This window comes from Rothia sp. HMSC062F03 (assembly GCF_001836905.1).
Classification (GTDB): Bacteria; Actinomycetota; Actinomycetes; order Actinomycetales; family Micrococcaceae; genus Rothia; species Rothia mucilaginosa_A.
Map to the genome: position 1 here is coordinate 17,405 of NZ_KV830879.1, position 12,894 is coordinate 30,298.

Genomic DNA, 12,894 nt, shown 5'->3' on the forward strand with positions numbered 1-12,894 from the left:
GCTCCCAGCCCGTTCTCTCTCCTCAGTAAACTTACATCCTAAGTCGTCTTAATGCGCTTCAGATGCTCCTCTGCCTTAAACATTTCTAGGTTCTTATCGCAGATACAGCGGTAAACAGTCTTCACTTCCCCTGCTGCTTTCACCCACCTCTCTTCTTCTTTCCTACGTGCGTATGCTTTTTTCGCTGGTGCACACCTGGGCCAGCAGCAACGACGTTCCCACCGGTAAGCCTGCCCCGGATATGTACCTGGAGGCGGCGCAGAACTAAGCACGTACCGCAGGCGCCTCACCGCGCCACCGCCTCACCTGATAGGCAGCATCAAGAAAGACCCCCGGCCCGCTCCTCAAGGAGCAGACCGGGGGTCTTCTATGCCTTATCAGCTGCGCCTATAGCGGCACGAGCCTATCGGCGCATAACCTTCTTGGCCAGTGCATTACCGATGAACTGAACCAGCTGGACCAGGATGATAATAATCGCCACAACGGCCCAGGTGATCTCGTCGTTGAAGCGCTGGTAGCCGTCCACAATCGCGATCTTACCCAGACCACCGGCACCCACGTAACCGGCCATTGCAGACATATCCACCACGCCGATGACGAGGAAGGTGTAGCCCAGGATCAGCGGGCCGAGCGCCTCGGGAATCATCACGGTGAACAGGATGGTCAGCTTCGAGGCGCCCATAGCGCGGGCCGCCTCAATCACGCCGGGATCGATGGAGACCATGTTCTGCTCCACGATGCGGGCGATAGCGAACGCAGCGCCGAAGCTCATCGCAAAGACCGCGGCATTCACGCCCAGGCGGGTACCCACCACGGCGCTGGTCAGCGGGCCCAGGGCCGCAATCAGGATGATGAACGGAATCGGGCGAATGATGTTCACCAGAATGTTCAGGACCGTGTACACGAAGCGGTTCTGGAAGATATTACCGGCGCGGGTGGTGTACAGCAGGGCACCCACAATCAGGCCGACCAGACCGGCGCAGAGCATGGTGATGGACACCATGTAGAAGGTGTCGCCGATAGCCGGGATCAGCTTCTCGGGCAGGAACTCGCCCCAGTCGGTCTTCGAAGCGGCCAGCGGAAGAGTAGTAGCAAACATTTAGCGCACCTCCTGCACGCGGGCAACGGTCTTTAGTTCGGCAACGGCGGCATCAATACTGGTGATTTCGCCGAGGAGTTCCAGGGTGAGGGTACCGTAGGCCTTGCCCTGCAGGGTCTCGATACCGCCGCCCACGATGTTGAAACGGACGTTGCGGGCGCCCAGGTAGGACAGCACCTTGCCGAGCTCCTGATTGCCCTCCACGATTTCGACGTTGACCAGGTAGCCACGGTGCGATGCGCGCAGATCCTCCGCCTCCTGGCCGGTGGGGGCCAGCTTGACGGTGGTCGCCACGAAGAGCTTCGCCACATCGGTCTGCGGGTTAGAGAAGACGTCGTAGACGGTTCCTTCTTCCACCACGCGGCCGGACTCCATGACCGCCACGCGGTCGGCAATGCTGGCCACGACATCCATCTCGTGGGTAATGACCACAACGGTGATACCCAGGTCGCGGTTCACGCGCTTGAGAAGGGCGAGCACCTCATGGGTGGTTTCGGGGTCCAGGGCGCTGGTGGCCTCGTCAGCCAGCAGCAGGGAGGGGTTGGTCGCAAGCGCGCGGGCGATGCCCACGCGCTGCTTCTGACCGCCCGAAAGCTGGTTCGGGTAGTGGCCGGCGCGGTCGCTCAGACCCACGAATTCCAGCATCTCCAGGGCGCGTTCGCGGCGCTTGGCCTTGGGCCAACCGGCCACCTTGAGGGGGAACTCAACGTTACCGAGCACGGTGCGGGAGTTCATGAGGTTGAACTGCTGGAAAATCATGCCGATGTTCGTGCGGGCCTCGCGCAGTTCGGAGTCGCGCTTGCCGGAGATTTCAAAATCGTCCACGATCAGCGTGCCGCTCGTGGTCTTTTCCAGGCCGTTGATGAGGCGCACCAGGGTGGACTTACCGGCACCGGAGTAGCCGATAATCGCGAAGATTTCACCGCGGTTGATGGTGAGGGAGACGTTGTCCACGGCGGGGACAGCCTTGGGGCCGTTACCGAAGACCTTGGACACGCCGTCCAGAATCACCATGGGCTGGGGGAGGCCTTCTACGACCTCTTCTAGCTGTTCACTCATAGTATTTGTATCCGTTAAATGTCGTGGTTGGGACGCCAAGGGACTTGGCGCCGGTACGCAAAGGACGGTAAGCCCTTCTAACCCGCATCGGGTGCCCGGGCTTACCGCCTTACGTGTGCCTACGAGAGGCGTGTTGTCAGGAGATTACTTCTTGGCGCGCAGCTTGGCCTCTTCGTTAGCCAGGGACTGACGCAGCTCGTCGGTGCTCACGTTGACCTCAACGGCGGTGCCGCGGGTCTCTTCCTGAACAGCATCCATGACGGGCTTGGTGTGGAAGATTTCAACGATCTTCTTGTAGGTCTCGTCGTCAGCCTTGTCCTTCTGGGCGACGAAGAGGTTCACGTACTTGATGGCCGAGGGGTCGGTCTTGGGGTCGTCCTGAGCCAGTGCGTCCGCGGGCTTCAGGCCTGCGTCCTTGAGGAAGTCGTTGTTGACGACTGCGCCGTCAGCGGACTCCATGCCAACCACGGTCTGGGTTGCGTCGACGGGGGTGACCTTCACCTTGGAGTTAGCGGTGTCAACATCGTCGATGGTGGGGGCGTCTACGTCAGCGTTCTTGAAGGTGACCAGACCGTTGGTCTTCAGCAGCTTCAGCGCGCGTGCCTCGTTCACGGTGTCGTTCGGGATCACGATCTCGCCACCCTGGGGGATGTCGGCCAGCTTGGTGTGCTTCTTGGAGAACAGAGCCATCGGGTAGATGACGGTCGGGCCCACGATCTGCAGGTCCTTGTTGGCGCTGACGTTGTAGTTCGACAGGTAGGCGATGTGCTGGAAGCGGTTCATGTCAATGTCACCGGCGTCCAGTGCGGGGTTCGGCTCGGTGTATGCGCTGAACTCCTTGAACTCGATGTCGATGCCCTGCTTCTTGGCTTCTTCCTTCAGGGTCTTGTTGAACTTCTCGGAGCCGACCACACCGATGGTGACCTTCTTCGAGGAGGAGTTCGAGGTGGAACCGCAAGCGGCCATGCTGAAAATCATGGGGACGACTGCAAGAGCAGCGGCAAACTTCTTCACGGCTATGAATCTTTCTGTTGAATGATGACGTGCTTCACCGGGTACGGGCATAGAGCGCCGACAAGCCGATGCGAATGATGATGGGACAATTACAGCACGCACAGGGGCGGCGGTGGAAGTTAAGGGTCAATCATGAGACACAGAACGTCAAGCTCGTCATATTTCGTCATATTTCGTCACACGATGATTATTTGCCAATTCCGCTCCCCCACCAGCCGTCTGTCTGCGTCAACGCAAAGCGCCGGCCCCGGCCTAAAACCCGAGCCGGCGCTCATCGTACCCGCCCATTACGGGCGGGCGGCAAACCAACCGACGCTACTGCTCAAAATCGCCCGAGGCAATCAGCTGCTCCCGCACCTTACGGCGCAGCACCTTACCGAGCATCGAACGCGGCAGGTCGTCCACGACCACGATGCGGCGCGGCACCTTATAGCGAGTCACCTTCGAGTAGCAGTGTTCGCGCAGGGTGTGCTCCTCCACCACCCGGCCGGGGGCGGGAACCACCGCGGCCACGACCATCTCGCCGCCGCCGGGCAGCGGAATACCGACCACCGCCGCATCCGCAACCGTATCGTGCTGCTTGAGGGCGACCTCCACCTCGGTCGGGGAGACGTTGAAGCCGCCGGTGATAATGACCTCCTTGATGCGGTCCACAATCTGGATGAAGAAGTCCTCGTCCAGGCGCACAATATCACCCGTGCGCAACCAGCCGTCGGGGGTGATGGTCTTCGCGGTCTCGTCTTCACGCTTCCAATACCCCATGAAGCGCTGGGGACCGCTGACCCACAGCTCACCCTCCTCGCCGAGAGGCACATCCGCACCCGTCTCCGGATCCACCACGCGAATATCAGTCGAGGGGAAGGGCACACCAATCGAGCCGGCGCGGCGGGTGTCGTTCAGCGGGTTACAGGAGACCAGCGGGGCACACTCGGTCAGGCCGTAGCCCTCCACCATGAAACCGCCGGAGGCTTCCTCCCACTCGGCCACCAGTTCGGGCGGCAGGTTCATCGCGCCCGACACCGCGTAGCGGATACCCTCCAGGGACACGCCGCGCTTCTTCGCCTCATCCATCAGGCGGCGGTACACCGGCGGAACCGCAGGAAGAATCGTCGGACGGGTCTTCTTCATCGCCTTCAAAATCAGGTCCATGTCCACGGTCGGGAACAGCACCAGGCGGGCACGGCACAGCGACGCAATCGTCACGCCCAGGGTCATGCCGTACGCGTGGAAGAGCGGCAGGACCGAGTAAATCACCTCGTCATCGCCCGGGTTAATCCACGCCTCACCCATGCGGCCGTTCGACTCCAGGTTGCGGTGCGTGAGCATCACGCCCTTGGGCAGACCCGTCGTGCCGGAGGTGTACTGCAGCAGCGCAATATCGTGTGCCGTCGGGCGGCGATGCGCGGGATCAATGCGCTCGCTCTTGAGCAGCTGCGACCATGGCACCGTGCCCGGGGCCGGGCCCGTCAGCTTCTCACGCGAGGCACGCGCGCTCTTGACGGGTAGCTTCAGCGCGGTGCGCATGAGGCGCGGCATCGCCGAAATCAGGTTCACCGAATAAATGTGGGTGGGGCGGATATCGGCTGGCATCTCGGTCACGTGCGAGGCAATCTTGTCCCACACAATCGCGACCTTCGCGCCGTGATCCTCAAACATGTGGCGCAGCTCGGCCCCCGTGTACAGCGGGTTATGCTCCACCACAATCGCGCCCAGGCGCAAAATCGCATAGAACGCCGCAATATGCTGAGGGCAGTTCGGCAAAATCAGCGCCACACGGTCACCCGCCTGCACACCCGCAACGCGCAGACCCTCCGCAGCACGCTCAATCTGGTCCCCCAGCTCAGCGTAGGTCGTGGTCGCGCCGAAGAACTCCAGGGCGACCTTCTGCGGGACGCTACGCACCGCCTCATCGATAAGGTGGCTCAGCGAGGTCTCGGGCAGCTCAATATCGCGGGCAGTCCACGAAGAATAATTCTTCAACCAGGGGCGATGCGCCAGGGGGTTCTCACCGGATTCGGTAGCGGGTGCGCCGAACACCGCGGCGCGCGCGGGGGCTGCGTCCCCCGTGTTCGTGTTCTTCTGAGCCTCAGTCATGATTTCGATTGTGCCCGCCGACGGCCCCTCGACTCAACTTCCAGCGCCCTTCCAGGCCATCTTCACGGCAGGCTCCCAGCTAAGGGAGCCCGGCGCGGCCAGTTTCACGACACTCCCCCGGGTGCGCTCGGCGCAACTCTGGGATACTTAAACCATGAGTAAGCGACAGCAAGACATAACCGACGAGCAGTTCAAGCAGCTCCTTCGCGAAATTTCCAAGCGCTTCGCCATCGCCGGAGGAGTCGTCATTCTCATCGGTCTGGCCATCATCGCCCTAGTCTACCTTCTGGGAGGAGCCCACTAATGCACACCCCGCAGCGCCCCAACGGCGACATCTTCAACCGCATGGTCTCCGGCGCCGCCTACATGCCCGACGCCGAATGTGCGGCACAGACTAAGCGCATCCACGCCGCCACCGTCCTCGCCGAAGAACACTACGCACGCGGCGAGCACGCCCAGGCAATGCACGTCTACCGCGAAAACCTCGGCCACCTGGGCGAGCACTCCCACATCCGCCCCGGTGCGCGCTTCGACTACGGCGTGAACACCTACATTGGTGACGGTTCCTTCTTCAACTTCGACTGCGTATTCCTGGACGTCTGCCCGATTCGCATCGGATCCACCGTGCTCGTCGGCAACAACGTGCAGTTCCTCACCCCCACCCACCCGCTCAACCCCGTCGACCGCGCCGCGTACTGGGAAGGCGGCAAGCCCATCACCGTTGAGGACAACGTCTGGATCGGTGGCGGTGCCATCATCCTGGGCGGCGTGACCATCGGCAAGAACTCCGTCATCGGTGCGGGTACCGTCGTCACCAAGGACGTACCCGCAAACTCCGTCGTGGTCGGCAACCCCGGACGCGTAGTTCGCACCCTCGACGAGAACGAACGACCCGCACACCCCCACCCCTACTCCGCCGAATCCCTCGAAGAGGCCCGGGCCTTCCAGTCCGAGCACAGCGAGTAGGCTAAGACCCACCCAAAACGCGAGCCACCGCACACACCGGGTCGCCAGACGATCCCCGAACCCCGTTATCGGAAGCCATGAATACACAACACAACCAGCAGCCGGAGTCCCGCCCGGCGGCCAGCCAGCAGGCAAAGGGCAACGACAATTCCGCGCCCAGCGAGCAGGATCTGTGGGACGCGGCCTTCTCCTCCGACGACCCCACGGTCGTGCTGACCGCCGAGGACCTGCAGCAGGCCGCCTCACGCCGCGCCGAGTCGCGAACCACCGACGGGGAGGCGACCCGCGCCTTCCCCAGCCCCATCCCGGCTCCCAGCCCGCAGGATGACGCGGACACCTCGGACGGCGGGGAAAGCGCCTTCGGCTGGCTCAACACCCCCGGCTCAGGTAGCTCGGGTGGCGGCGCATCCGCGGGTTCCGCGCCCGCGCAGAGCGCCGCGTCTGCCCCGAGCGTGTCCGAGCGCCGCGGCGCGCAGGCCGCCAACGACCGCGGAACGGCACCCAGCGTTACCCCGCAGAATACCGCACCGCGTGCACCGGAACAGCCCGCCCAGCACGGGGGCTTCGCCGTCCCCGCGGGCCAACCCACCCAGCCCATCCTCCAGCCCGGCGAACCGGTGCTCACCGCCGCCACCGCCCTGCAGATGCAGAAGGAACGGTACTCCCGCATGCACGTGCTCCCGGGCCTGCTCGGCTGGCTCGTTGCCATCACCCTCATGGACGGCGGCCGCTGGGGCATCGGCGTCTGGCTCACCTCTACCGGGCAGGAGCAGTCCCTCGAGTACCACGCCGTCATCGGACGACTACTCTCCGGGGAATCCTCCGTAGTTCCCGTGGCGGTCGCCCTGAGCGTCCTCATCTTTGGTGCCTACCTGGTCGGCGGATACGCCGCCGGACGCATGGCTCGATTCGCCGGCTCCAAGCAGGGTATTGCGGTGTGGCTGTGGCACCTCATGGGCCTCATTGTGGCTTCGCTGGCCACCTACCTGGTCCCGCAGATTTTCCCGAACGGAACCGCCGCGTTCTCCATGCAGCGGCTCATGAACGGGGATACCTCCAACGGCCTGCTGGCGATTATGCTCATCCTGGCGCTCAGCTTCCTGGGAGCCCTTATAGGCGGCGCCTGCGGGCAGATATACCACCGCCGCGTGGATAAGTACCCGAGCACCCGGGTGGAGCGCGAGGACGACTAGCCTCCGAAGCACCGGACACCGCACCGATGCCGATACAAAACGCGAAGACCTCCGGCGCACGCTATGTGCGCCGGAGGTCTTCGCGTTGAGCGGCTCTTCGGGGCCGTTTAGGTTATTGCCTAGTGATCCAGCAGCAGGGCCGGTTCCTCCAGGATGGCCGCCACATCGGCCATGAAGCGAGCCGAGAGATCGCCGTCCACCACGCGGTGATCGAACGAACCACCCAGGGTCGTCACCCAGCGAGGAATGACCTCACCATCAACCACCCACGGCTTCTGCTTGATGGTACCGAAGGCCACAATCGCAACCTCACCCGGGTTGATAATCGGGGTACCGGTATCAATGCCCAGCGAACCGATATTCGTAATGGTCAGGGTGCCGTTCGCCATCTCTGCCGGCTGGGTCTTGCCTTCACGAGCGCGAGTGGTCAGGTTGTTCAGGGCAATCGCAAGCTCGCGCAGGGAAAGCTCCTGGGCATCCTTGATGTTCGGAACCATCAGGCCGCGCGGGGTCGCCGCAGCGATACCCAGATTCATGTAGTGCTTAATCTGGATCTCGCTGTCGGTCCAGGTTGCGTTGACCTGCGGGTTGCGCTCGGCGGCCCAAATCACCGCGGCGGCCAGAACCAGCAGCGGGGTGACCTTCACGCCCTCAAAGTGGCGGGACTTCTTCAGGCGCTTGACGAACTCCATGGTGCGGGATGCATCCACGTCCACGAAAATCGACACGTGCGGGGCGCTGAAGGCCGAGGCGACCATGGCCTTCGCGGTGGCCTTGCGCACGCCGCGCACCGGGATGCGCTCGATGCGGTCGCCCGGGGTGGTTGCACCCTGCCAGAAGGGCTGGCGGGCACCGCTGTGCTGCACGTCCTTGAGGTGGGCAACGTAGTTCATGAGGTCCTGCTTGGTCACCTGGCCGCGGGCACCGGTGGCGGTCACGTGGGCCAGGTCGACGCCGAGTTCCTTAGCGGCCAAACGCACCGGAGGAGCCGCCAGGGTAGGGCGGTGCGGAACCTGCTCGGGAGCCAAAGTCGGCGCGGGAGCCGCTGCGGGCTCGGGTGCCAGACGCTGCACCACCGAGTTCAGCGGGGTGTTCTCCACAAAGCGGGAGGCGCGCTCAGCCAGCTCGCTGAGCAGGCCCTGGTTGCGGTTTACCGGGTCGGAGGGGGTGTGCGCCACCGGTGCCTGGGCTGTCGGCGCCGCGGGTGATGCGGGGGCGGCAGGTGCGGGCTGGGCCGCGGAGGCGGGACGCTTACGTGCGCGGCGCTTAACGGCGTCCGCCTTGGGTCCGGAGCCGACCAGCGCGGTGCCGGATTCGGTCTCCTGCTGCGGCGCGGCGGGGGCGGCCGGGGCCGCGCCGTCGCCACCGGAGATGCGGATGATGGGGGTACCCACCTCGACGGTCTCACCCTCGGCGACCATCAGTTCTTCGACGGTGCCGGCATAGGGCGAGGGCAGTTCGACAACGCTCTTGGCGGTTTCAATCTCGACCAGCACATCGTTGATGGCGACCTCGGTGCCGGTTGCGACCTTCCAGCTGAGGATTTCAGCCTCGGTCAGGCCTTCGCCCACGTCGGGAAGCGAAAAAATCTGGGACATATTTACCTCTCACTAGGGCATATACCCTACATGGAATATTCTGTGCGGGCTCGCAACCCGCAATAAGCGCAACACGCTGATACGTCAGATCAGGGAATGCCTAGTAATCGAAAGCACGATCAACCGCCTCAAGAATACGGTCAATATCCGGCACGTACTCCTCCTCAACACGGGACACCGGGTACGGCATGTAGTAGCCACCCACGCGGATCACCGGGGCCTGCAGGCTGTAGAAGCAACGCTCCGTAATCGCGGACGCCAGCTCACCACCCATGCCACCGAAGGTGGGGGCCTCGTGGGCGATAATCAGTCGACCGGTCTTCGCCACCGAGGCGGCCACGGTCGGCACATCCAGCGGAGAAATCGAGCGCAGGTCAATCACCTCAATCGAGCGGCCATCCTCAACCGCGGCCTCCGCGACTGCCAGGGCCACCGGAACCAGCGGACCGTACGCAACAATCGTGGCGTCGGTACCCTCGCGCACGACCTTGGCGCTAAACGGGTCGAAGGAGGTGTCGTTCAGATCCACGTCCCCCTTGAGCCAGTAGCGGCGCTTGGGCTCAAAGATAATGACCGGATCCGGGCACTCAATCGCCTTGCGGGTCATCCAATACGCCTCGTGCGGGCTCGAGGGAGTCACGATGCGCAGGCCGGCGGTGTGGGCGAACAGCGCCTCGGGTGACTCGGAGTGGTGCTCCACCGAGCCAATCACGCCGCCGTAGGGAATACGAATCGTCACCGGCACGATGTACTGCTTATCGGTGCGGTTGTGAATCTTCGCAAGCTGGCTCGTGATTTGGTTGAAGGCGGGGAAAACGAAGCCGTCGAACTGAATCTCGGGAACGGGGCGGTACCCGCGCAGCGCCATGCCGATGGAGGTACCGATAATGCCGGACTCCCCCAGCGGGCTATCCATGACGCGGCGGTTGCCGAAGCGGGCCTGCAAGCCCTCGGTCACGCGGTACACGCCGCCAAGCTTGCCGATATCCTCACCGAGCAGAACCACGGTGCGGTCAGCCTCCAGGGCATCCTCCAGGCCGCGAGTAATGGCCTTGGCGAGGGTCAAACGCTCAATGTTTTCGCTCATCTTTACTCCTCTTCAAAGCCTGCGTTGTAGGTGCGGTAGAATTCGCGGTCGTCCTCAACCTGCTGGTGTTCCTGGGCGTAGACGCGGTCGAAGAAGTGCTCAAAGTCTGCCACCTCGGCGGAAAGTACGGCGTCGCGCACGCCGGATGCGACCTTCTGGGCAGACTCGGCAACCTCCTCGAAGAAGGCATCGTCGGCGTAGCCCTGCTCGCGCAGGTACTTCTCGAGGCGAATCATGGGGTCGCGGTGCAGCGGCCCTTCAAGGTCGGCCTCGGTGCGGTACTTCGTGGGGTCGTCGGCAGTGGTGTGCGGGCCCAGGCGGTAGGTCTCGGCCTCGATGAGCACGGGGCCCTCGCCGGCACGAATCTTCTCCATGGCGTAACGGGTCACCGCGAGCACGCCCAGGATGTCATTGCCGTCCACGCGCAGGCCCTCGAAGCCGTAACCGGCGGCTCGGGTCGAAATCGGCACGCGCGACTGCACCTCGAAGGGAACCGAGATGGCCCAGCGGTTGTTCTGCACGAAGAAGAGCACCGGGGCGTCATAGGAGGCCGCAAAGACCATGGATTCGTGAACGTCGCCCTCGCTGGAGGAGCCGTCGCCGAAGTAGACCGCGACGGCGGGCTTCTGCGCGTCGGTTGCGGGGTCGGTGGCCTGGCCCTGGCCGGTGGGGCGCTTGCCGGTTTCAGCCTCGATATCGGCATCGAAGTTCAGGCCCATGGCGTAGCCGACGGCGTGCAGGGTCTGGGCGGCCAGCACCTTGGTGTAGGTGTGGAAGTTGTGGGCCTTCATGTCCCAACCGTGGGTGGTGGTGCCGCGGAAGATGGTAATCAGATCGCGGAAATCCACACCGCGCGCCAGGGCGACGGCGTGCTCACGATAGGAGGGGAAGATGTAGTCGTTGGGGGCGTAGGCCAGTGCGGAGCCGACCTGCGCGGCCTCCTGGCCTCGGCTAGGAACCCACAGGGCGAGCTGGCCCTGGCGCTGCAGGGCGGTCGCCTCGTCGTCGAAGCGGCGGGTGGTGTACATGAGGCGGTAGGCCTCGCGCAGGGTATCACCATCGACGTCTTTGACGTATCGGCTGAAGGTGGGGTGTTCGTGGACGGTGCCGTTCTCATCCATGAGCTGGATGCGTTCGGGCACTCCCGGGTACTTGTCGTTCTCGTGCATCTAACCTCCACACGTGACGATGGCTTCGCCTGCGGGCTACCGGGGCTAAGCCTCATTCTCCACGAAAGGTGGAGGGTTGAGAGGCTGATTTACGGCCGGTGCACCATCAGGACTGGGCATATATACCTACCAGTTTACTATTTCGGGCTCTCGGCGATAACGTGCGCGCTCGGAACACGCCTGGAACACAGCGTATTGCACCCCGTCATTCAGCATATGAGCAAGCGAAAACCGGCGGCGCTACCGACCGCGTTTAATGACTAAAGGAGCCCTCCTATATATTCGATAACCGGAATATATAGGAGGGTTCCTTCATCTTCATACGCTCAGGACCGCTATGCGATTCAAGCTTATCCAGCGATGTTGAGCGAGATTAGCTCTTCTGCGCGAAGAGCTCGCACAGGGACAGGAAACGGTCGTTTGCCTCGACTTCACCAATGCTCACGCGCACGCCCTCGGATCCGAAGGCACGCACCGAGAGAGCATTCCGGTCCATGAGGTCAACGAACTCGCCGGTCCGCTCCCCCAGGGGCAGCCACACAAAGTTTGCGTAGGTGCTCGGGAACTCGTAGCCCAGTTCGCGTAGGCGGGCCGTGACGCGCTCACGCTCGGCCACGATGTGCCTGACCCGCTCCATGACGGCCTCCTGGTGCTCGATGGAGGCGACGGCGGCCCGCTCGGCCAGGGCGGACACGGCAAAGGGCGTCGCGGCAACCCGCAGGTGGCGGGTAATCTGCGGGTGCGAAATCGAGTAGCCCACGCGCAAACCTGCCAGGCCCTGCGCCTTGGAGAAGGTGCGCAGGATGATGACGTTCGGGTAGTCACGATAGATGTCCAGGCCGTTCAGCGGGGGCTCTTCCCCCTCCGGGATGGAGGAGGCCGCGCAGAACTCGAAGTAGGCTTCGTCGATGACCACGGGAACGGTAGCCGGCACCTTCGCGAGGAAGGAGCGAATCTGGCTCTCGGTCACTGCGGGACCGGTCGGGTTATTGGGGGTGCACACGAGGATCAGGCGGGTGCGGTCGGTGACGGCCGCAGCCATAGCGTCCAGGTCGTGCGCGCCGTCGGGCAGGTTCGGCACCTGCACGCTACGAGCGCCCATGATGCCAACCAGAATGGGGTAGGCCTCGAAGGAACGCCACGCGTAGATGACCTCGTCCTGCACGCCGTCGGCGTTAACGCCCGCGAAGGTTTTGAGAATCTGGTTGAGCGCGCCGAGGCTGCCGGCGCCGGTCACGATATCCTCGGCATCCACGCCCAGCTGCCCGGCGAGGGCGGTGCGCAGGGCGGTTGAGAGGGGGTCGGGATAGCGGTGCACCGCATCGAATTCGGCCAGCACGCGCGCCACCTCGGGCACGGGGCCCAGCGGGTTCTCGTTAGAGGAAAGCTTGTACCGGGTCAGGCCCTCGACGGGAACGGGAGGCTTGCCCGCGGCGTAGCTGGGCAGGGTGTCGAAGACGGGGCGGACCGGGATGCTGGTGGGTTCTTCTGAGTGGCTCATAGCTTTAGTATGTGCCTGCGAGCGCCGCGGAGCCAGCGCTATCGGGGTGAAGACCAGCATGGGGACAGGACGAGCCATCCCCATGCCGGTCTCCGCCACCTCACCGGCCGGGCT

At 63.6% G+C, this 12,894-nt stretch carries 11 protein-coding genes; 3 read left to right on the forward strand and 8 right to left on the reverse strand.

The features are described from left to right. Positions 1-403: 403 nt before the first annotated feature. The 4 genes from HMPREF2674_RS04035 to HMPREF2674_RS04050 form a co-directional block, all read right to left on the reverse strand. Positions 404-1,099, reverse strand: a complete 696-nt coding sequence (locus tag HMPREF2674_RS04035) for a methionine ABC transporter permease (protein ID WP_005504487.1) — start codon at positions 1,097-1,099, stop codon at positions 404-406. Next, positions 1,100-2,158, reverse strand: coding sequence for a methionine ABC transporter ATP-binding protein (locus HMPREF2674_RS04040; protein ID WP_049343139.1), 1,059 nt, complete (start codon positions 2,156-2,158; stop codon positions 1,100-1,102). A gap of 144 nt (positions 2,159-2,302) precedes the next feature. After that, positions 2,303-3,172: a MetQ/NlpA family ABC transporter substrate-binding protein gene (locus tag HMPREF2674_RS04045; protein WP_049343138.1), complete on the reverse strand. Its 870-nt coding sequence runs from the start codon at positions 3,170-3,172 to the stop codon at positions 2,303-2,305. Between the two features lie 315 nt (positions 3,173-3,487). After that, positions 3,488-5,266, reverse strand: coding sequence for a long-chain-fatty-acid--CoA ligase (locus HMPREF2674_RS04050; RefSeq protein ID WP_080975245.1), 1,779 nt, complete (start codon positions 5,264-5,266; stop codon positions 3,488-3,490). A 154-nt stretch (positions 5,267-5,420) separates the two neighbouring features. On the opposite strand from HMPREF2674_RS04050, the gene HMPREF2674_RS09390 reads away from it, so the two are divergent. The 3 genes from HMPREF2674_RS09390 (at position 5,421) to HMPREF2674_RS04060 (ending at position 7,425) form a co-directional block, all read left to right on the forward strand. Further along, a complete protein-coding gene (locus tag HMPREF2674_RS09390; protein ID WP_168162477.1) occupies positions 5,421-5,570 on the forward strand; it encodes a hypothetical protein in 150 nt (49 codons plus the stop codon). Next, entirely contained in the window at positions 5,570-6,232 is a 663-nt protein-coding gene (locus tag HMPREF2674_RS04055) for a sugar O-acetyltransferase (protein WP_049331483.1), read from the forward strand. The genes HMPREF2674_RS09390 and HMPREF2674_RS04055 overlap by 1 nt, the downstream gene beginning before the upstream one ends. Positions 6,233-6,309: 77 nt before the next feature. Beyond that, positions 6,310-7,425 carry a hypothetical protein gene (locus HMPREF2674_RS04060; RefSeq protein WP_070824896.1) on the forward strand — a complete coding sequence of 372 codons (1,116 nt, stop codon included), beginning with the start codon at positions 6,310-6,312 and terminating at the stop codon, positions 7,423-7,425. Positions 7,426-7,544: 119 nt separating this feature from the next. Here HMPREF2674_RS04060 and HMPREF2674_RS04065 read toward each other — a convergent pair whose 3' ends face one another. The 4 genes from HMPREF2674_RS04065 to HMPREF2674_RS04080 form a co-directional block, all read right to left on the reverse strand. Then, on the reverse strand, positions 7,545-9,023 hold the full coding sequence (locus HMPREF2674_RS04065) for a dihydrolipoamide acetyltransferase family protein (RefSeq protein ID WP_049343136.1): 1,479 nt from the start codon (positions 9,021-9,023) through the stop codon (positions 7,545-7,547). A gap of 100 nt (positions 9,024-9,123) precedes the next feature. Further along, a complete protein-coding gene (locus HMPREF2674_RS04070) occupies positions 9,124-10,110 on the reverse strand; it encodes an alpha-ketoacid dehydrogenase subunit beta (protein ID WP_070634951.1) in 987 nt (328 codons plus the stop codon). 2 nt (positions 10,111-10,112) lie between these two features. Continuing rightward, positions 10,113-11,279, reverse strand: coding sequence for a thiamine pyrophosphate-dependent enzyme (locus HMPREF2674_RS04075; protein ID WP_049331474.1), 1,167 nt, complete (start codon positions 11,277-11,279; stop codon positions 10,113-10,115). Between the two features lie 373 nt (positions 11,280-11,652). Beyond that, positions 11,653-12,780, reverse strand: coding sequence for a histidinol-phosphate transaminase (locus HMPREF2674_RS04080; protein ID WP_070824897.1), 1,128 nt, complete (start codon positions 12,778-12,780; stop codon positions 11,653-11,655). Between the last annotated feature and the right edge of the window lie 114 nt (positions 12,781-12,894).